14 protein-coding genes are annotated in these 18,733 nt (G+C 60.5%); 10 read left to right on the forward strand and 4 right to left on the reverse strand.

Features of this window, described 5'->3' with window-relative positions; genetic code table 11:
• Positions 1 to 170: 170 nt before the first annotated feature.
• The 4 genes from PY308_RS02150 to PY308_RS02165 are packed head-to-tail and all read right to left on the reverse strand — an operon-like array spanning position 171 to position 9,208.
• The gene (locus tag PY308_RS02150) at positions 171 to 2,426 is read right to left on the reverse strand and encodes an MGH1-like glycoside hydrolase domain-containing protein (protein ID WP_275787550.1); all 2,256 of its coding nucleotides are present in this window, start codon (positions 2,424 to 2,426) and stop codon (positions 171 to 173) included.
• A 14-nt stretch (positions 2,427 to 2,440) separates the two neighbouring features.
• Positions 2,441 to 5,122: a carbohydrate-binding protein gene (locus PY308_RS02155; RefSeq protein WP_275790981.1), complete on the reverse strand. Its 2,682-nt coding sequence runs from the start codon at positions 5,120 to 5,122 to the stop codon at positions 2,441 to 2,443.
• A gap of 16 nt (positions 5,123 to 5,138) precedes the next feature.
• Complete coding sequence (locus PY308_RS02160) at positions 5,139 to 8,687, reverse strand: molybdopterin cofactor-binding domain-containing protein (RefSeq protein ID WP_275787552.1); 3,549 nt, start codon at positions 8,685 to 8,687, stop codon at positions 5,139 to 5,141.
• The gene (locus tag PY308_RS02165; RefSeq protein ID WP_275787554.1) at positions 8,684 to 9,208 is read right to left on the reverse strand and encodes a (2Fe-2S)-binding protein; all 525 of its coding nucleotides are present in this window, start codon (positions 9,206 to 9,208) and stop codon (positions 8,684 to 8,686) included. Before PY308_RS02165 ends, PY308_RS02160 begins: the two co-directional genes overlap by 4 nt.
• Positions 9,209 to 9,563: 355 nt before the next feature.
• Between PY308_RS02165 and PY308_RS02170 the strand changes: the two genes are divergently transcribed.
• From PY308_RS02170 to PY308_RS02215, 10 genes are all read left to right on the forward strand, one after another.
• The gene (locus tag PY308_RS02170) at positions 9,564 to 10,700 is read left to right on the forward strand and encodes an FAD-dependent monooxygenase (RefSeq protein WP_275787556.1); all 1,137 of its coding nucleotides are present in this window, start codon (positions 9,564 to 9,566) and stop codon (positions 10,698 to 10,700) included.
• Positions 10,697 to 11,497 carry an alpha/beta fold hydrolase gene (locus PY308_RS02175; RefSeq protein ID WP_275787559.1) on the forward strand — a complete coding sequence of 267 codons (801 nt, stop codon included), beginning with the start codon at positions 10,697 to 10,699 and terminating at the stop codon, positions 11,495 to 11,497. The genes PY308_RS02170 and PY308_RS02175 overlap by 4 nt, the downstream gene beginning before the upstream one ends.
• A gap of 72 nt (positions 11,498 to 11,569) precedes the next feature.
• Entirely contained in the window at positions 11,570 to 12,322 is a 753-nt protein-coding gene (locus PY308_RS02180) for a maleate cis-trans isomerase family protein (RefSeq protein ID WP_275787562.1), read from the forward strand.
• Positions 12,323 to 12,334: 12 nt separating this feature from the next.
• On the forward strand, positions 12,335 to 12,976 hold the full coding sequence (locus PY308_RS02185; protein WP_275787565.1) for an N-carbamoylsarcosine amidohydrolase: 642 nt from the start codon (positions 12,335 to 12,337) through the stop codon (positions 12,974 to 12,976).
• Between the two features lie 45 nt (positions 12,977 to 13,021).
• Complete coding sequence (locus tag PY308_RS02190; RefSeq protein WP_275787568.1) at positions 13,022 to 14,053, forward strand: 2,5-dihydroxypyridine 5,6-dioxygenase NicX family protein; 1,032 nt, start codon at positions 13,022 to 13,024, stop codon at positions 14,051 to 14,053.
• 142 nt (positions 14,054 to 14,195) lie between these two features.
• Positions 14,196 to 14,678, forward strand: coding sequence for a MarR family winged helix-turn-helix transcriptional regulator (locus PY308_RS02195; RefSeq protein WP_275787571.1), 483 nt, complete (start codon positions 14,196 to 14,198; stop codon positions 14,676 to 14,678).
• Positions 14,679 to 14,846: 168 nt separating this feature from the next.
• A complete protein-coding gene (locus PY308_RS02200) occupies positions 14,847 to 15,995 on the forward strand; it encodes a GNAT family N-acetyltransferase (protein WP_275787574.1) in 1,149 nt (382 codons plus the stop codon).
• 68 nt (positions 15,996 to 16,063) lie between these two features.
• Positions 16,064 to 16,846: a MurR/RpiR family transcriptional regulator gene (locus PY308_RS02205; RefSeq protein ID WP_275790982.1), complete on the forward strand. Its 783-nt coding sequence runs from the start codon at positions 16,064 to 16,066 to the stop codon at positions 16,844 to 16,846.
• 134 nt (positions 16,847 to 16,980) lie between these two features.
• Positions 16,981 to 17,685: an N-acetylmannosamine-6-phosphate 2-epimerase gene (locus tag PY308_RS02210; protein WP_275787579.1), complete on the forward strand. Its 705-nt coding sequence runs from the start codon at positions 16,981 to 16,983 to the stop codon at positions 17,683 to 17,685.
• Positions 17,682 to 18,695 (forward strand): Gfo/Idh/MocA family protein, encoded by a 1,014-nt coding sequence (locus PY308_RS02215; RefSeq protein ID WP_275787582.1) that lies wholly within the window; start codon positions 17,682 to 17,684, stop codon positions 18,693 to 18,695. The genes PY308_RS02210 and PY308_RS02215 overlap by 4 nt, the downstream gene beginning before the upstream one ends.
• Positions 18,696 to 18,733: the final 38 nt, after the last annotated feature.

An 18,733-nucleotide genomic window follows, 5' to 3' on the forward strand; every position in this document is an offset into this window, starting at 1 on the left:
ACCTCCTCCCGCGGCAGGCTTTTTCGTTTTCAGGACCGGGCATAGCAATCAAGTCAAATCCGCCCAACCGACCCGCGGCAACGAACCTCGTAATCGCTGGAAGAAGCCTGCTGACAAGAGTTGCAAGTGATCGTGACCGTGGTCATCGATTTCCGAGGGATCAGCATCTATCAGGGTTTTCTCGAAGCCATCCGAACTTCGAGGGACGAAAAATAGACTTCCAACCGCTGCATATGCGCGTTTTCGGCGATCGCAATGCGGATGCCCTCGCTGCCTGCGTCATAGGGAATATCATTTCCGTCAAGCCGGACGGCGACGACATTGTCTGCCGTGACGTCGGGAAGGTCGAGGAAACCGCTGCCCGCGACCGTCGCAACAGTGCAGGCGAACGATCCGTCGCGGATGTCGATCTGCGAGAAGGTCGTTTGCAGGTCCGTCGTCATCACGATCCGCTCGTTGACTATCATGGAAAGAACGGCGGCCTTCACGGAAATATGCAGTGAGCCCGCCGGAGACAGCATGGGCCCGACCGACACGTCCTGACCCGTATTGCGTACGGTCCATCCCGACCAGGGATCAAAATCCACGATCTCACCCGTTGCCATCAGCGGCAAAAGAGCCGCCCAGATATAGAACGGATCGGTATCTCCCTGATCCATCGCTTCGCCGGTCACGGCATTGTAGTTTTCGGCCGCGATACGATCGTTGTTCCAGGATTTCATGAACAGGTCGTAGCTCTGGCTGGCCAATTGGCTTGCCTCCACCATGAAGCCATAGCGGCGTAGTCCAAGCCAGACCATGTAGTTGACGTTCGGCCAGATACGTCCGCGCCAGTAGACGTTTTCGGCAAAGGCAGGATCGCCGCGCGTCGCATTGGGCAGGACGAAATCGCCGCCGAAGGTTGTCTCGTCGCTCAGGTGCTCAAGCAATCTGGCGGCCTGTTCCGGGGTGGCCGCTCCGCAAACCAGAGGGTAGAAACTGGTGGGCGACAGCGAGCGGACGAACCCGCCATCGCGCTGGCGATTGGCGAAGAGACCGCGGCTCTCATCCCACAATGTCTTGGAAATCAGCGTCCGGCAGCGGTCTGCAATATGGGCAAATTCCTGCGCGTCCGCATGCTTTCCAAAAACCGTCGCCATGTTCGCCAGCATTTCGGCATCAAGCGCGGCCGCGCAGTTCAGTCCGAGATCGAAGGTGGATAATGTGCGGGTGACCGGGTCGTAGATCGCTTCGTCATGGGTCGCTGAATTGTCCATTCCGGTTTCGTTCCGTGCGCCGAAGGCCGTTCCCTTGTAAAGACCCTCGCCGACATCGGAGGTGCCGCAGGACAACAAGCCGAAAGCACCGGGATCGCGGTTTTCCCACCACCAGCGCTGATTGCGGGCCAAGGCGTCATAGCTTGCCGTCAGCAGCGAGCGTTCGCCGGTCCGCTGGTAAAGCTGCCAGGCGACGAGTGCACCGTTCGGGTGCTGGCTTCGGTCCACCCAGGCGTCGTTGGACGTGACGATGCAGGCGATATTGCCTTGCGGCGTGGCGCTGGCCATGGCTGTCGCCATGTTTTCACGCGCCAGGTCAGCATCGAAAACACCCGCCAGAAGGGCCGCAAAAAGCTGGTCATTGTACCAGACCGCGAATTTCCCGAGATTCCAGATACGGGTGACAGCGGTATAGGGCCGCGCATTGGTGTCGTCCCAGATGGTGTTCCATGCCACCACGTCCCGCACCGCATCGAGCGACCCTTCGAACAGACCCGTCTGCGCATCGGGTATCTGCGCCGGCATATGTTCAGCAAGGTTGGCCCGCGCCTTTGCGATCGCGAGGACCGCACTATCGGCGACAGCCGCGGCATAGGCGCCCTTGCGCATCATTTCGAGATTGAAGCGGAGCGCGATGACAGGCGCCGTGTTGCTCCGGGTGGCCGTATAGAAATATCCGTTCTCCTCGAAATCGGCGCGCAATGCCTCGATGGTGTCGTGACCCGTCACATGGACCGGGGCCTGCGCCGTAACGACAGCGACGAACCGGGCGCCGATCTTCAGGAGTGTGGTATTGTTGCCGCTGTCATGGATGCCGATCTCGCCGCCGTCGGACGAGATCGCCAGCGTCAACCAGAACCGCAATCCCCACTCTGCAGATACCGTTCCCTCCCAGTTTCCGCAAACCGCGAACGGGTCTGTCTTCCTCGTGGAGAAGGCGACGGTCGTACCGGTGTGATCCGTCTCGAGTTCGATCAGCGAGCCGTCGATGGCGTGGCGCCCCAGCCGGACGGGATTGCGCCGCGGCTCGATTGCCGATGTCGTCCTGCTGCGCGTGGAATACAGCACCGGCGTGATCCGCACGCCGAGCGGCAGGAAAACCATCTCGGCCGGCCGATCCGACCAGCTGTTCCAGGCGCGCATCAGGGGGATTGTCGAATGTCTTGGCATGTTCTGATATCCGGTCAGTTTGAAAGCGGGACGAGGGTCGGCACGGCGGTCAATCCGCTTTTATCGGGCGTGTCGCCAAGATAGGGCGTGTTGCAGTAATAACGGTTTGCCGCCGTGTTGGCGACGCGAAGCTCCAGCAAATGCATGCCGAGGCTTAATGTACCGAGAGCAAAGCGGTAGGGCCGCCATGCCCGGCGGCCGATCTGGCGGCCATCAAGCAATGCCGTGACGGCCGTGTGGACCTCCGGCAATTCCAGAACCCATTCGGTTTGCGTCGTGATCGTCATCTGGCACCGGTAAATGCCGATCCCGGAAAAGTCGGCGAACCCCTGTGTTTCCCAGCCGGCGTCCACTGAAATCGATTGGAAGTCGGCATCATCTCCAGGACAAAAGGTCCAGCCGCCGGCAAGGCAGATCGCTTCCGCAGTATTTGGGATGGGCGCATTCTGTATGGCTCCATGAGCCGCCATGGTCCCCAAAGCCTCGCGCACCCGGATACACCGAACCTCCTGCGGCTGGAGCAAAACCAGCGACTGCTCAAGCGTGCCCTGCGAATGGATGGCTCCATCCGCCGGCGACCATTCCTCGTACTCGAAGGCAGGGCCATACGAGATTTCGACCTCAAGATCGTTCGATCCGTCATTGAACAGCACAAGGCGCCACCAGCCGTCCGCTTCATATCCGATCCACCGCCATGGCTTGCCGCCTGAGCGGCTCTCGATCCGCGGGCCGCGGAATGGAAGGGAGGACACGAGAGTGGCAATTGCCAGGCTTTCCGGATGCCCTTCGATATGCGTGGAAACGTCAGGGAACGTCACCGGCGCATCGCTGTCTGAGATGACAGACAAGCGTTCACCGGATGACCAGATCGCGCCGCCGGCCGCCTTGAAAGCCTCAAGTGCCCGTATGGTGCCCGCTGTTTCCAGAACCGTCACGGACGGCAGTACGACGGCGTCAAAAGCCAGCCCCGATGCCATGAGTTTCCCGTCGTCGATCGTTGCTCCTGCGAGATCGGCCTCGCTCACGAACATGAAATCGCATCCCTGCGCGAGAAGATGTTCGCACCATGCACCGATATGTGTGGCGTGGCCGTGGCGCGGGCCTTCCGCAAAGGCGGTATAGAGCGGGTAGAGAATGGCAACCGGCGTGCGGGGTTTGGCCGGTTCGATAAATACGGAAATCCGGGCGGTCTCGGCTGCGAAGAGGTCGTGATAGCTCCACCAGGGCTCGAAATTGATGCCCGGCGCAAAATCGAAACGTGGGTTGACGAACGGCGTCGGGTCATTGTCGTGACCGTCTGTCTGATAGACGCCGTGCCAGATGAACTGCCGCATGCCGAGGCAAAGGAGACGGATCGCCTGGGCGCGGGCCGTCTCCAGCGTCAACTCCCATTGGCCGGCAGCGCGCAGGGATGTTCGCTCGGCGGTGGCATAGGTTTCGACCATGCACCGGCTGCGCCCATTCGAGCGGGCAACGGAATCGCCGAGTTTCGGCGCGAGCTGAGCGCCGAAATTGTTCGAATCCACCGCCGTCTCATGTCTGAATGCGTCGATCCCGAAGAAATCGACAGCCGGTGCGACGCGCGGATCAATGCTGGTAAAACCGCCATTCAGCGACCATGAAGCGATATGCGGCAGGATTTCGTGCCCTGTCAGGGCGATACCGGTCGTGTCGGACCACCGTCGCAGTGTGCCGAAAAAGGCATCGTTCATCAAAGCCGAATATCCGGCGTAAAACTGCGCCCTCAGTCGCAGCGTGTCGTGCCCGACATCGTGCAGCAGCGCCAGAAGGACTTTCGCAAAAGATGCATCGGTTCGTCGCGTTGTTGTTTCCCGCAGCGGCGGGGCGAAAAGCAGGCTGTTGCCGGGATCGCCCGAAATCTGGTCCCAACGATAGAATCCCGCCGCCGGCTGATCGTAGAAAACGAAGCCGACAGGCTCCGGCAGCAACCCGTCCAATGCCTTGACAAGCGGATCCAGCCCGACCTCTATGAAACGCTCGGCGGCCTCCGGCAGAAGATAATTGATCAGGCGGGATGTCGAGGACCGGGCGCTGATGAAGACTGTAAGGGTCTGGTCGTCCTCGATCCGGCCGTCGAAGGCATAGGTGCAGGACACGGCATCGCTTGTGATGACGGCGGTTCGCGCCGTCACATCTGATATCGCGTCCAGGCTGTCGATGCCCGAGCGTGAGTGCAAGAGAGCTGCCTCAACCGTCCATTCGCACCATTCGACCCGGCCTCCCTCATATTGCCACCCGAGAATATCCGGCCCCATGGTCTCGACAAAAGGCGGGTGGATGCCGCTGATCGAGCCTTGAGCTGCCGGTGCTGACGACCAGAACAGGTGGCGTTCGCGCAACGCGTCGCGCCCCGAGACCGTGCGCCCGCCGGCATGACCGGCGATCCAGTTATAGTCGTCATAGATGCCGAGCTTCAGTCCAAGTTCACCGGCGATAAGGGCGGCGACGCGATAGGCGGCGAGATAAAGGGTCGAGAGATAGTCTGCGCGCGGCAGGGAGAGACGCGCCTGAATGAGGATCGTCCCGATGCCTTTATCCCTGAAGTCGGTCAGTTGGGCACGGCAGACATCTTCTGTCGGGATGGAATGCCAGAACCAGTAGGCAGAGGGACGAAAGGCAACCGTCGGGTTTTGGAAGAGCGCCCGGTCTCCTACCCTTGTGTCGGTCACGAGCACCAAGTTTTTCGCTCCATCAGTGGTTCACCGCTGTCACGCGCCGCATGGCGCTCGTCGTTTCCGTCCAAGCCGGTTTGTCCGGTGCAAAACGGGCCCTCAGATAGGTTGCGAGGTCCTTGATCTGACCTTCGTTCAATGTCGCGTTGAACGCGGGCATGGACATGACTTCCGCAGCCTCGCGCCCGGTGGTTTCGGCAAGGATCGCCGGAGCATCGACGCCGTTGAGGATGACCTGCAGAATATTGTCTGGCGTATCGGCATGCAGATTGCTGTTGAGCGCCAGCGACGGCAGGATCGTATTGCCGGTGTGACAGGTCGCACATGCTCCGTTGAAGATCCGTTCGCCCTTCGGCGACGCGCGCGCAGCGGTGGATTTGGCCATCTCGCTCGCGGCAATGGCTGCCTGGCTCTGCGTGGCTGCGACGGCGGGTTCCGTGCCGCCGTTCAGGCTTGCGAGATAGGTTGCCATTGCCCGGATGTCTGTGTCCGGAAGAGGCTGCATGACGTCTATGACCTGCGCCATCGGCCCGGCTGCGCTGCCGTGGTCACGCGAATGTCCTGTGCGCAGATAATCGTAGAAGGCGTCTGCTGTCCAGCCGACGGGTCCTTTGGCAAAGGCGTTGAGTGCCGGCGCCTCCCAGCCATCGGCGAAGCCTCCGGACAAGCGAGCATCGCCGGTCTTTTCCGCTCCCAGAAGATTGCGTTCCGTATGGCAGGCCGAACAGTGGCCAAGGGTTTCGACGAGATATGCGCCGCGGTTCCACTGCGCGTCGCGCGTCTCAACGTAGCGGAATGGCTCGGCCTTCAGGAACAGGGCATTCCAGCCAGCCATCATGGATCGAATGCTGTAGGGAAATTTGAGCTTGGTTTCCGGCGGCCTTTCGGCGATCGGGGCCTGCGTCATCATATAGGCGTAGAGCGCCTGGAGGTCTGCGTCCTCGGCACCCGCAAACGACGTATAGGGATGGGCAGGATAGAGATGATGGCCGTCGCGGCTCACACCCTCGCGCATTGCGCGCTCGAAAGCAGGATAAGACCAGGCACCGATGCCGCTTTCTGCATCGGGCGTGATGTTGGTGGCATAAACAACGCCGAAGGGCGTGTCGAAAGGCCGTCCGCCAGCGAATGGGGCACCGTTGGGGCCGGCATGGCAGACATTACAGGCACCGGCTGCAGCGGCCAGGCGTCCACGCTCGATCGTCGCGGCGCTGTAGACGTTGGTGTCCGGCGTCGGGATCGTGCCGATCGCAGGGCGCCATGGCGAGGCCATCGTCACGATGCCGGAAAGCGCAGCGACGGCGCCTGCGGTGGACAGGCCGATATTGCGCCATCTGCGTTTCTTCGCCGGTGCGACGGGTGAAACCTCGTCTTTCTCGCCGTTCAAAGCGGCCAGCACGCGTTCCGGCGTCAGCGGCAGTTCGCGAAAACGGATGCCGGTCGCGTCATAGACGGCATTGGCAATGGCCGATGCGCTCGGCACGGATGCGGACTCGCCGACGCCGAGCGGCGGCTCGTCCTGCCGGGGGATCATCAGCACATCGATATCGGGGACTTCGGGGAAGGTAATGAGCGAATATCCGCCCCATTCCTTCGACGTGACTGCTGTTGAGGAGAACTCCACTTTCTCCTTGAGCACCCGGCTGGTGGACTGGATCACATTGCCGTGGATCTGGTGACGGACACCGTCGGGATTGATCATCATCCCGGAATCCTGGGCGCAGGTCACCTTCGTGACCGCCACTTCGCCGGTCTTGGTGTTGACGGCCACATCCGCGACCCATGCAGCCCATGCCGCGGCCTTGCCGGGGAAGGGGCCATGAATATAGACGGCATAGGCAAATCCGCGCCCGTAAAGAAGATCGCCTTCGCCGCCAAGCGTGCCCCATGTGGTATGCGGCACCCAGTTTGCCCGCTCGGCCAGCGCCTTGACCAGATCGACCGCGCGTGGATCCTGCAGATAGCGCAGCCGGTATTCGATCGGATCGACACCCGCAGCGGCTGCCAGTTCGTCCACATAGCATTCATGGGCAAAGGTGTTGGGCATGGCCGAAACACCGCGAAACCAGGATGCGCGTGCGATCGGCGGCATGTCGTGCACAGTGACGCGAAGATTGCCATAGGCATAGGGCGGAATCGCGGTGCGGTCGCCCATCTGCAGCACGTCCGAGACCGGCGGCACCTTGCCGGTCAGGATCAGGGGCAGGGTTGGAGCGAGATTGGAAGGATAGCGCGTTTCGAAATCATAGGCGGAAGGACCGCCCTCCAGATCGAGGCCGCCGCGCACGTCCATGATCTGGGCCGCCCCCTTGGGCTCCCAGGCATGTTCCTGCTCGCGGCTCAGCTGCACCCGAACCGGGGCCTTGACCGCGCGCGACAGGAGGGCTGCATCGGCAGTGACGTCGTCGGCGCAGTTGCGACCGTAGCATCCTGCAGCTTCCAGACGTTCGACGAGGATCATCTCCTCCGGCATATCCAGAAGCAGTGCGAGATCGCGGCGCATCGGGAAGGGATTTTGCGTGCCGGACCACACGGTCAGGCCATTGTCGCGATAGTCTGCCACGGCGCAGGACGGCCCGATCGATCCGTGCATCTGGTAGGGCCAGACATAGGTGCGGTTCATCGCCTTGGCGCTGCCGGCCAGCGCCATATCGACATTGCCGCGATCGGCAAGCTTGCGCGGGGTCGCGGGATTGGCGCGCAGGGCGGCTTCCGGTGCATTGAGGTCGGGGCGTTCCTGCGCTGCACGCCAGACCACCTTAAGCGTCTTTGCCGCTTCGATGGCGATTTCCTCACGCATCGCGACGACCCCGACGAAATCGCCGATAGCGACCACGCCGACCAGCCCGTCAATGTCGGCAACGGAGGTTTCATCCACGGAAATCAGGCTATTGCCGACATACTCGCCGTGATCGAAGCCGGCATAGGGCGGGCGCACGACACGGCCGTGCAGCATGCCGGGTACGCGCACGTCGTGCACATAGGTCCACCGCCCCGTCGCCTTAGCCGGAATATCGACGCGCGGACGCGACGAGCCGACAATCGTATAGGCAGATGCCGGTTTGAGTTCGGCACCGGTGTCGATCGACAGGCGCACATGCTCGCCGGCGACGAGATCGGCAAAGCTCAGGCTCCAGTTTTCCCGGGACCCGGCGCGAATGATCCCTTCATCCAGGATAAGGTTTTCAAGTGGCGTTCCGGTCCGCATGGAAGCTTTGGCAAGCAGGTGACGGCGAGCGGTCGCCGCGGCATAACGGAGGGGAACGGCGGTGATCTGAATGGTTTCGCTGGCAATGGTCGCGCCCTGGTTGGGGGCGGCCGAGGTCGCCCCAAGCACCATGTCGACCTGCTCGAACGGGACATTGAGTTCTTCCGCGACGATCTGCGCCAGCGACGTGCGAATGCCCGTCCCCAGATCGACATGACCGTTGAAAGCGATGACACGTCCATTGGCGCCAATGGCGATATAAAGCTCGGCAGTATCGCCCAGTTCGACATCGGAAACGATGAGGAGCGTATCGGCGGCGGCCATGTAGGCCGATTTGGGCGTTTCGCGGTGCAGGGTCATGGCGAAACCTCCGTCGTGCCGTCCGTCATTGAAGTGGGTGCCTGCTCCGCTTTGGCATAGGCAACGGCGCGCCGCGCGGCGGCTAGTATTTCGAGATGCGTTCCGCACCGGCAGAGATGGTGTCGCAGAGCCTCGCGAATATCGCTCTCGTCAGGATCGGCATTGCGCTTCAGAAGTCCGACCGTGGCGATGATCATGCCATTGAGGCAATAGCCGCACTGCGCCGCCGCTTCTTCGATGAAAGCCCGTTGCACCGGATGCAACTCTCCGGCCACCGCCAGCCCTTCGAGCGTGGTGATGCGCCGTGTGCCGATCGCGCCCAGCGGTACGGTACAGGACCGCACCGAGCGGCCATCGACCAGAACGGCGCAGGCGCCGCATTCCCCCAGGCCACAACCATATTTCGGGCTATTCAGGGAAAGGTCGTTGCGCAGAATATAGAGGAGGGGTGTTTCCGGCTTTGCGTCAACGTGCCAGAGGGCGTCGTTTACATTCAATGAAACGGAAACGGGCGACGTCAAGGCAGGTGCTCCCGCCCCGCACCGGCGGTCAAGCCAAAGCCTGTTGCTATCGGGCGGATCGCTATGCGGCGGGGCCTGTCGCGGTGCCCGTTCATCATAACGATGCGACTGTCACCGACATTGCGCATCTGCTGTCCCTTATTATTGTATAAAAAGTGTATACGCTTCATATGGTAAGCTGGCAAGCCAAAATTTTCCGTTGCAAACAGCCGGAAACCCGGTAGTCTTTAGGGAAATAAATGCGAGCCCGATAAATCAAACGTGGTACGCTTGCTATTTAAAGTGTATACGCTTTAATATTCGGCATGCATTCATTTGTGAAACAACACGTCGAGAGACGGCTAGAAGGGTCACCATGTCCAGGGAAAAAGAAAATATAGCGATTATCGGTGCCGGCCTCGGCGGTGCCGTAGCGGGTGCCCTGCTTCAGCACGCCGGCTTCGACGTGAATGTCTATGAGCAGGCGCCAAGCTTCTCCCGCCTCGGCGCGGGCATTCACATGGGCCCGAATGTCCTGAAGATTTTCGAGCGTATCGGGGTCGATAGGAAAGTCATCGATATCAGCAGCACGCCGACCCATTGGTTTAGTCGCGACGGCATCACCGGCGACTACCGCTCGCGAATTCCGCTCGAGGGGTATGGGGCAACCTATTGCACGGTTCATCGCGGCGATCTGCAGGCGATCCAGTGCGATGCGCTTCAGCCGGGCACGCTGCATTTCGGCAAGAAGCTGGCCCGCGTCGACGATAGCGGTACCGATGTGCTGATCGAGTTTGAAGACGGCACATCGGTTCGCGCAGACATCGTTATCGGCGCCGACGGCATCAACTCCCGTGTGCGGGAGACATTGCTGGGCGAGGAAAAGCCGAATTACAGCGGCTGGGTCGGCCATCGCGCGCTGATTTCAGGCGACAAGCTGAAGAAATACGACCTCACCTTTGAAGATTGCGTCAAATGGTGGGGACCGGACCGTCACATGATGGTCTACTACACCACGGCACGGCGTGACGAATATTATTACGTCACGGGCGTTCCGCATCCGGCCTGGGAGTTCGACTCGGCGTTTGTCGACAGCAGCCGCGAGGAGATGGCGTCGGCCTTCGAAGGGTATCACCCGATCATTCAGGCGCTGATCGAAAGCACCGACACGGTGACCAAGTGGCCGCTGTTCAATCGCAACCCGCTGCCTCTGTGGAGCAAGGGCCGTTTGGTACTGCTCGGCGATGCCTGCCACCCGATGAAACCACATATGGCTCAAGGGGCGGCCATGGCCATCGAAGACGCGGCCATGCTCACCCGCTGCCTGCAGGAAACCGGCATCAGTGATTTCAATACGGCCTTCAAGCTTTACGAAGCCAATCGCCGTGATCGCGCGACGCGCGTGCAGACGGTTTCCAATGCCAATACATTCCTGCTGAACCAGGAAGATCCGTCCTGGGTCTATGGCTACGATATCTATGCCGAGCCGCTGAAGAGCGAGAATGCAGCATGAGCGGGCAGGCGCTTTACGGAGCGAATGTTTTTGCGAATGGCATCCGTCAACACTATCTGCGCTATGGCGGCAAAGGCCCGTCCGTCATCCTAATCCCGGGGATTACGAGCCCGGCAATCACCTGGGGCTTCGTCGCCGAGCGGTTGGCCGAACGATATGACGTTTATGTGCTCGACGTGCGCGGACGCGGCCTGTCCTCCACCGGTCCCGACCTCGATTACGGTCTCGACGCCATGGCGGAGGACGTCGTCGGTTTATCGTCGGCGCTGGGACTGTCCGAACCTGCACTGCTGGGCCACTCGATGGGGGCCCGTGTTGCCATCCGTGCGGCGGTATCCGCTCCGTCGGCATTTTCGCGTCTGGCACTGATTGATCCACCCGTCTCCGGCCCTGGTCGCCGGGCATATCCGAGCAAGCTGCCGTGGTATGTCGACAGCATTCGGCTCGCGCTGAAGGGTATCGACGCGCAAGGCATGAAGGCATTCTGCCCGACCTGGACAGATGAACAACTCACGCTGCGCGCCGAATGGCTGCATACCTGCTTTGAGCCCGCAATCGTCACCGCCTTCGAAGATTTTCACAATGACGATATCTTTCCGGATCTGCCGAAGCTCAAGCAACCCGCTCTTTTGATGGTGGCGGGCCGCGGCGGCGTGATCGAGCCGGTGGACGAGGACGAAGCACGCTCGCTCTATCCGGCACTGGAGATCGTCCGGGTGCCCAACGCCGGACACATGATTCCCTGGGACGATTTCGACGGGTTTTTTGCGGCCCTTGGAGACTTTCTCTCCCGTTGACCGGCAGCGGCGGATCAAGCGATCCGCCGCTGTTTCTTTTTGCCATTGTTCGTAAAGCAGAGGATGTCGTCCGTGCAGACATATTACCGTATCGGTCAGATCGTACCCAGTTCCAATACCACCATGGAGACGGAAATCCCGGCCATGCTGACGGCGCGGCAGGCGATCCGCCCGGAACGCTTCACCTTCCATTCCAGCCGCATGCGCATGAAAAAGGTCGTCAAGGAAGAACTGGCCGCCATGGACGCTGAATCCGACCGCTGCGCGATCGAACTGTCGGACGCCCGCGTCGATGTGCTGGGTTACGCCTGCCTGGTTGCGATCATGGCCATGGGGCTTGGTTATCACCGCCAGTCGGAAAAGCGCCTGACCGGTCGCACGATCGACGAAGGTACGAACATCCCGGTCGTTACAAGCGCAGGGGCGCTGATCGAGGGGCTCAAGGTGATGAAGGCAAAGAAGATCGCGGTCGTCGCGCCCTACATGAAGCCGCTCACCGAACTCGTCGTTGACTATATCCGTGAAGAAGGCTTTGAGGTCGTGGATTGGCGCGCGTTGGAAATTCCAGACAATCTCGACGTCGCGCGCCACGATCCCGATAATCTTCCCGCCATCGTTCAGACGCTTGATTTGACCGATGTCGATGTCATCGTGCTGTCGGCCTGCGTGCAGATGCCGTCCTTGCCGGTCATTGCCAAGGTTGAGGCCATGACCGGCAAGCCGGTGATCACGGCCGCGGCGGCGACGACCTATTGCATGTTGAAATCGCTCGGTCTGGAAGCCGTCGCGCCCGGTGCCGGCGCGCTTCTGTCCGGGGCCTACTGAGAGGGAACGATCGTGACAAGCGCTGAAGCGAATTATCAGGGCGTCTGGGGCAACCGGATTGGGTTTGGGAAAAGCCCGGCTCTTCTCGTCATCGATTTTCTCAAAGCCTACACGGTCGAAGGCGCGCCGCTGTACGCGCCTGGTGTCGTCGAGGCCGTGGCCAACACGCCGGAATTGATCGCCGCCGCCCGGGCGTCGGGCGTGCCGGTCATTCACACGCGCATTCTCTATCTCGCGGAAAACTGTGCCGATGGCGGCATGTGGGTGAAGAAGTCGCCTGTCATGAAGGCGATGGTCGAGGGCAATGTGCTTGCCGAGTTCTGCGATGAAGTTCAGCCAGAAAAGGGCGAACTGGTCATCGTCAAGCAATATGCCAGCGCCTTTTTCGGCACCAGCCTTGCCTCGCATCTGCACGCGCAAGGTATCGACACGGTGATCATGGCGGGCTGCTCGACCAGCGGCTGCATCCGGGCCAGTGCCGTCGACGCGGTTCAATACGGCTTCCGGGCCATCGTGGTGCGCGACTGCGTCGGCGACCGCCATCCCGATCCGCACAATGCCAACCTCTTCGACATCGACAGCAAATATGGCGATGTCGTCCCAAGGGAGGACGCGATCGCCGAAATCGCCAAGGTCAAGTCCGACTGTCCATAAGACTGTACGAAGCGCTTAAGTCTTCAAGCAATAAAGGGAACGAGCATGGATCAATTCAGCTTCACGGAAATCTGCCTGCATCAGTTGAAGATGTCGGGTGTCCACGAGGGCGAAAAGCTCATCGTCCTGACCCAGGGCAACGAGCGCCTCGATTACGCCGATGCCTTCATGGCGGCCGGCATGCGGCTTGGCGCCAAAATGTATCACATGCGCCTGCCGCCGGTCCCACCGGCCGGTGCATGGGCGGTCGGCCAGACAGGTCTCGCGGCCATGCCGGAAGCGGTCGAGGCCCTGAAGGCTGCCGACATGCTGATCGATTGCATTTTCCTGCTCTTCAGCCCCGAGCAGATGGCAATCCAGGCGTCCGGCACGCGCATTCTCACCGCCGTGGAACCGCCGGAACTTCTCGCCCGCATGTTGCCGACGAAGGAACTGCGCGAACGCGTCGAATTTGCCGGCGATCTCCTGTCCAAGGCGAAGGTGATGCGGATCACCTCTGAGCACGGCACGGATGTCACCTACAAGCTCAACACCTATCCCGCAATTACCGAATATGCCTGCACCGACGAGCCGGGCCGTTGGGACCATTGGCCGTCCGGCTTCGTGTTCACCGGTGGTGACGATGACGGCGTCGATGGGACGATCGTCGTGGCCCCCGGCGATATTCTGCTGCCGCAGAATATCTACGTGCGCGACCCGATCATCTACACGATCGAAAACGGCTGGATCACCGATATCAGAGGCGGCCTCGACGCCGAACTGGTCAAGTCCTACATGGACGGTTTCAACGATCCACGCGGCATGGGCATGAGCCATGTCGGCTGGGGCCTCAACCAGAACGCCAAGTGGCATCGCATGGTGCCCGGCGAATTCCCCGGCGGCATGGGCATGGAGGCCCGTTCCTTCTATGGCAACGTGATGTTCTCCACCGGTCCGAACAATGAGTTGGGCGGTCCGAACGACACGGCATGCCATCTCGATATCCCGATGCGCAATTGCTCGCTGTTCCTTGATGACGAACCGATGGTTCTGAACGGAGACATCGCCGTCAAGGAAATGCAGTACAACTTCAAGTGATGATAATTCGGATCCGCTTCGCGCAGAAGAGCGAAGCGGATTCGCTCCAGGCTTCGCCTTGACGGCGCAACCCGGCTCGGTATTTCCGGCACCCGGACTTACCGAATACAATTTGCACAGATATCGACGGGCCGTCGCCACAATGACTGACAACGATAAAAACCCTGTCCCGCCAGCACCGATGGCATTCGGCGGTTACCATGTCACCGAGCAGGTGGGTCATCTGTTGCGAAAAGCCTATCAGCGGCACCTCGCCATCTTCCAGAGCAACGCCAGCGATCCCGATCTCACATCAGTGCAGTTCGTAACCCTTTGCGCCCTGCATGACCTTGGCCCCAGTTCGCAGGTCGAACTCGTCAAGGCCACTTCGGTCGATCAGGCTACGATCCGCGGCATCGTGGAAAGACTGAAGGCGCGTGGCCTGATCGATCTTTCCAGAGACGAAGCTGACGGCCGCAAGGTCGTGATCTCGCTTCTGCCCAAGGGTGAGGCGGTGCTGGAGCAGATGTATCCGCAAGGCCATCTCATCAGTGAAAAGACCATGCAACGCCTCAACCCGGCTGAACGGGTGGCGCTGCTGTTCCTTCTGCGAAAGATCGCGGAAGAGGACGAGCAAGACAGTTGAGAGTGGGACGGCATGTTGGAGCCGCCGGAGTATTTTTGAAAATCCATCCGCGGTTACAGCCGGCTGGTTCAGGTTCAAATCAGTTAGCGCTCGACAATTCTCCTCGTAGCAGATAAAAAATATCATCATAGATTGATTATTTATGGCGATAATCTTCAGAGGTTGACGATGGGCGCGCGCAAGGCATGTGCAAACGATATCGATTTCATCGCGTCGGCCTACGCATCGGCGTTTGCCTTCAACCGGGCGCGAACGGTCGACTATATCGACCGGACGGGTCTGGACAGCTTCTACCTCATCGAGCTTGATGGCTTGCCGGCAGCCGTTTTTGCATTGATCGAGACAGGTCACTGGTTTGCCGGCAAGGTCGTACCGGCATGCAATATTGCCCATGTTGCAATCAGCCCGGAATATCGCGGCACCGGCCTCGCATCAACGATCCTCGACGTTGCCGCTGCAGCGGCGACGGATCGTGGTGCCGTGGTTGCAAGTCTCTTTGCATCCACGCGACCGCTCTATCGGCGCTTCGGGTTCGAACTGGCAGGATCGGAGATCATCTATGAAGCCGATACGTCCGAGCTTTACAAGATAAAGGACAAATTCCAGTGCCGTCGCGCTGTTGGCGACGACATCGTCTCTGCGATTGCGCCGATCTACGGCAAGCAATGCCTCGCGGAGGCTGGCGTCCTGGCGCGCGGTCCGGCGCACTGGAATGTCTTGCTTCAGGCGGCAGGGAATGAAAATTCCACCTTCATTTTCGAAAAGGACGGCGAGGATGTCGGCTATATCGTGCTCGACACCGGCAATCCGGAATGCCTTGTCCTGCGCGACTGGGCTGCCCTTTCCGGCGCGAGCGCCCGACAGATGCTCAAGTTCCTCGGAACGTTCTCGACGGTCTATCCGCATGTCCGCTGGCATGGCGCGCCGCAGGATGCCTTGGTTTTTGCCATGCCGGACAAGGGTTGGCGGCTCGTTCATCAGGAGGAATTCCTGATGCGTGTCCTCTCGCCGCAAAAGGCCCTGGTCGCGCGAGGTTACGAATGCGCACCGGCAAACCTCAGGCTCGATATCATCGGCGACCGAAAGATCCACGCCTTGCTGCTCTCCGTGCAAGATGGCATTGCGACTTGCGAGGATGTCGCCAAAGGGACGCCGGACATAACCATTGGGCTTGCACAGTTCGCGACCCTATTTTCCGGGTTTCGCTCTGCGCGTTTTCTGGCGAAAGCGGGCTGGATTAACGGCGATTCTACAGCGATAAGACGATGTGACGATATTTTCTCCGGCCCGGCTCCCTGGGTCGGGGAGCATTTCTAAGGAACAGGCCTTTGGATCCGGCAGTACATATGGCGCTGATCGCCAGTATCCGTTCGCGCGCGCCGAACATGACGCAAGCCTTGCAGCGCGTCGCACACTACGCCCTCGAAGATCCCCAGGCCGTGCTTTACAAGAGCATTACGGAACTTGCCGACGACGCCCGCTCTTCGGAAGCCAGCGTCATGCGCTTCTGCCGCGATCTCGGCTTCACCGGGTTCCAGAATTTCAAGCTGGCGCTCGCCCAGGAACTGGCGACACAGCAGCAGTCCAATGCACCCGCCTCGAACGGCGATCCGGTGCGGGACCTGATCGAAACGGCAAGAATGGCGCTCGACGAAACGGAGCGACTTCTTGATCGGCGTAACATCGAGACGGTCGCCGCCGAACTGCTCAAGGCCCGGCATATCGAGATCTTCGGCGTGGCTGCTTCGGCGATCACGGCGCAATATCTCGAATACAAGCTGGCGCGGCTGGGGCTCCAATCGCACATTGCCCGCGATGCGCATCTGGCCACCATGGCAGCGGCGACATCGAGTTCTTCCGACGTCTATTTTCTCGTCTCCAGTTCTGGCTCGACGATAGACACGGTCAAGATCGCGGAAGTGGCGCATGCGCGCGGTGCCAAGGTGGTCTGTATCACCAATCGTGTCAAAAGCCCGCTTGCGGCCGCATGTGATTTCGTTCTGCTCGCCTCATGGCCGGAAACGCCGCTCACGGGCGGGGCGTTTCCCTCCAAGATCAGCCAGTTGCTGATCGTCGATGCGCTCGGCTCCTACATCACCAAGGCGGCACCGGAGCGTCTCGACACCATCCGCGACACAGCGCAAAGCGTCACCGACCGCAGTATCTGAAGCCACAGCGATCAGAAAACGCCCTGTCGGATGTCCGAAATCAAGTTTGACGGAAATTTTCATTTAAAAAAATATCTTGACGAATAATATCATTGATCTTAATCTCGCCTCAACAAAAGAAGCGGGAACTGATCGTGCCGAATATCCTTGAAGACCTTCGCGGAAGTTTGGTCGTGTCCTGTCAGGCCGCGGACGACAGCCCGTTGCAGCCGACAGAGCATATAGTTGCGCTTGCCCGCGCAGCCGTTCTGGGTGGTGCGAGTGCTGTGCGGATCGAGGGTGTGCGCAACGTCGCTGCGGTCCGGAAGGCAGTCGATGTTCCGGTGATCGGCATCACCAAGGTTGCCCAATCCGGTTACGAGATCTACATCACACCGACACTCGACGATGTCGAACGGCTTTGCCGGGCGGGAGCCGACGTTATCGCTTTCGATGCGACGGTTCGCCCGCGGCCACACAGTGTTTTGGCGCTGGTCGATGCTATCCACAAGGCGGGCCGCATAGCCATGGCTGATATCAGCACTGCTGCTGAAGCCGCGGATGCGGTGGCTGCCGGGGCGGATTTTGCCGGCACGACGCTATCGGGCTACACGCCATATTCACCGCAGGACGCAGCGCCCGATTTCCCGCTCATGCGGCAGCTTTGCAGCGCCGGTCTTCCGTTTGTCGCGGAAGGCCGCATCTGGGAACCTTCCGATGCCCGGCTTGCCATAGAATGTGGTGCAGCGTTCGTTGTCGTCGGCTCCGCCATTACGCGACCCGACATGATCACACGCCGATTTGCCGATGCTGTCGCCGGTGCGCGGCAGGTGCCCGAATATCGTGGAGAAAAAAGATGACCAAAAAATTCCGCGTCGCAGTAATCGGAGCCGGTTTCATGGGCTCGATGCACGCTTCGATTTTTGCACATGAACCACGCGCCGACTTGGTCGCCGTGGTCGACCGCGATATTGCGCGCGCGATGGCTCTTGCCGGCGAACTCGGTGCAAACGTCAAGGCCTATGCGTCGCATGTCGAACTGTTGGCCGCCGAGGACCTGGATCTCGTCAGCATTTGCACGCCGGATCATCTGCATCTCGAGCCGGCGCTCGCCATTGCCGGGAAAGGCATCAACCTTTTCGTCGAAAAGCCGATAGCCTCGACCATGGAAGATGCGGCGAAGATTGTTGAGGCCTGCAAGACGGCGGGCGTCAAGCTTGGGATTGGCTATCTCCTGCGCTTCGACCCCCGCTACTACAAGGCGCGCGAACTGATCACGACGGGCAGGATCGGAAAGCCGATCCACATTTACGCCCGCCGCAACAGTGCCCGCACCGAAGGTCCGGCGCGCTATGGCGGCACCCTGCCGCTGGCGCTGCATGTGACGGTGCACGATGTCGATATGGTCCTGTGGATGCTGGAGGGGCAGACGCCGGTCTCTGTCTACGCGCAGCAGACCGATATCCTCCTCGGCGATCTCGGCACCCAGGACACGATCGCGGCCGTGGTCCGCTTTTCCGGCGGCACGGTCGTCACGTTCGAGAGCGCCTGGTCGCTGCCAGGCGGCGCGCGCCACATGATCGATGCGCGCATGGAACTGATCGGCACCGAGGGCTCGTTCGAGGTCCAGTGCGGCGATAGCGGCCTTTATTTTGCCGACAATCACACCTCACGCGAAATCGATACCCAGCACTGGCCAATCATCGAAAACCGCGTCGGCGGTGACCTCAAGCTGCAGCTTGCCAGCGTTCTGGAATGGCTCGACGGCGGTCCCTCGCAGGTGGCGAGCGGCGAGGAGGCGATCCGCTCGCTGGAATTGACGCGCGCTCTCATCCGTTCGGCTGAAAGTGGCGAGGTGGAGAGACTCTAGGCCGCAAACAATCACGCATTCAACGCAACTCATGGACA

Origin of the sequence: Pararhizobium gei, from assembly GCF_029223885.1 — a bacterium.
In the GTDB taxonomy this organism is placed as follows: domain Bacteria; phylum Pseudomonadota; class Alphaproteobacteria; order Rhizobiales; family Rhizobiaceae; genus Pararhizobium; species Pararhizobium gei.

Excerpts from the sequence above, each read along its gene's own strand:
- PY308_RS02160 (WP_275787552.1), bottom strand. The coding sequence starts at position 8,687 with ATGACCCTGCACCGCGAAACGCCCAAATCGGCCTACATGGCCGCCGCC.
- PY308_RS02215 (WP_275787582.1), top strand. The coding sequence starts at position 17,682 with ATGACCAAAAAATTCCGCGTCGCAGTAATCGGAGCCGGTTTCATGGGC.
- PY308_RS02200 (WP_275787574.1), top strand. The coding sequence starts at position 14,847 with ATGGGCGCGCGCAAGGCATGTGCAAACGATATCGATTTCATCGCGTCG.
- PY308_RS02170 (WP_275787556.1), top strand. The coding sequence starts at position 9,564 with ATGTCCAGGGAAAAAGAAAATATAGCGATTATCGGTGCCGGCCTCGGC.
- PY308_RS02195 (WP_275787571.1), top strand. The coding sequence starts at position 14,196 with ATGACTGACAACGATAAAAACCCTGTCCCGCCAGCACCGATGGCATTC.
- PY308_RS02175 (WP_275787559.1), top strand. The coding sequence starts at position 10,697 with ATGAGCGGGCAGGCGCTTTACGGAGCGAATGTTTTTGCGAATGGCATC.
- PY308_RS02150 (WP_275787550.1), bottom strand. The coding sequence starts at position 2,426 with ATGCCAAGACATTCGACAATCCCCCTGATGCGCGCCTGGAACAGCTGG.
- PY308_RS02205 (WP_275790982.1), top strand. The coding sequence starts at position 16,064 with ATGACGCAAGCCTTGCAGCGCGTCGCACACTACGCCCTCGAAGATCCC.
- PY308_RS02190 (WP_275787568.1), top strand. The coding sequence starts at position 13,022 with ATGGATCAATTCAGCTTCACGGAAATCTGCCTGCATCAGTTGAAGATG.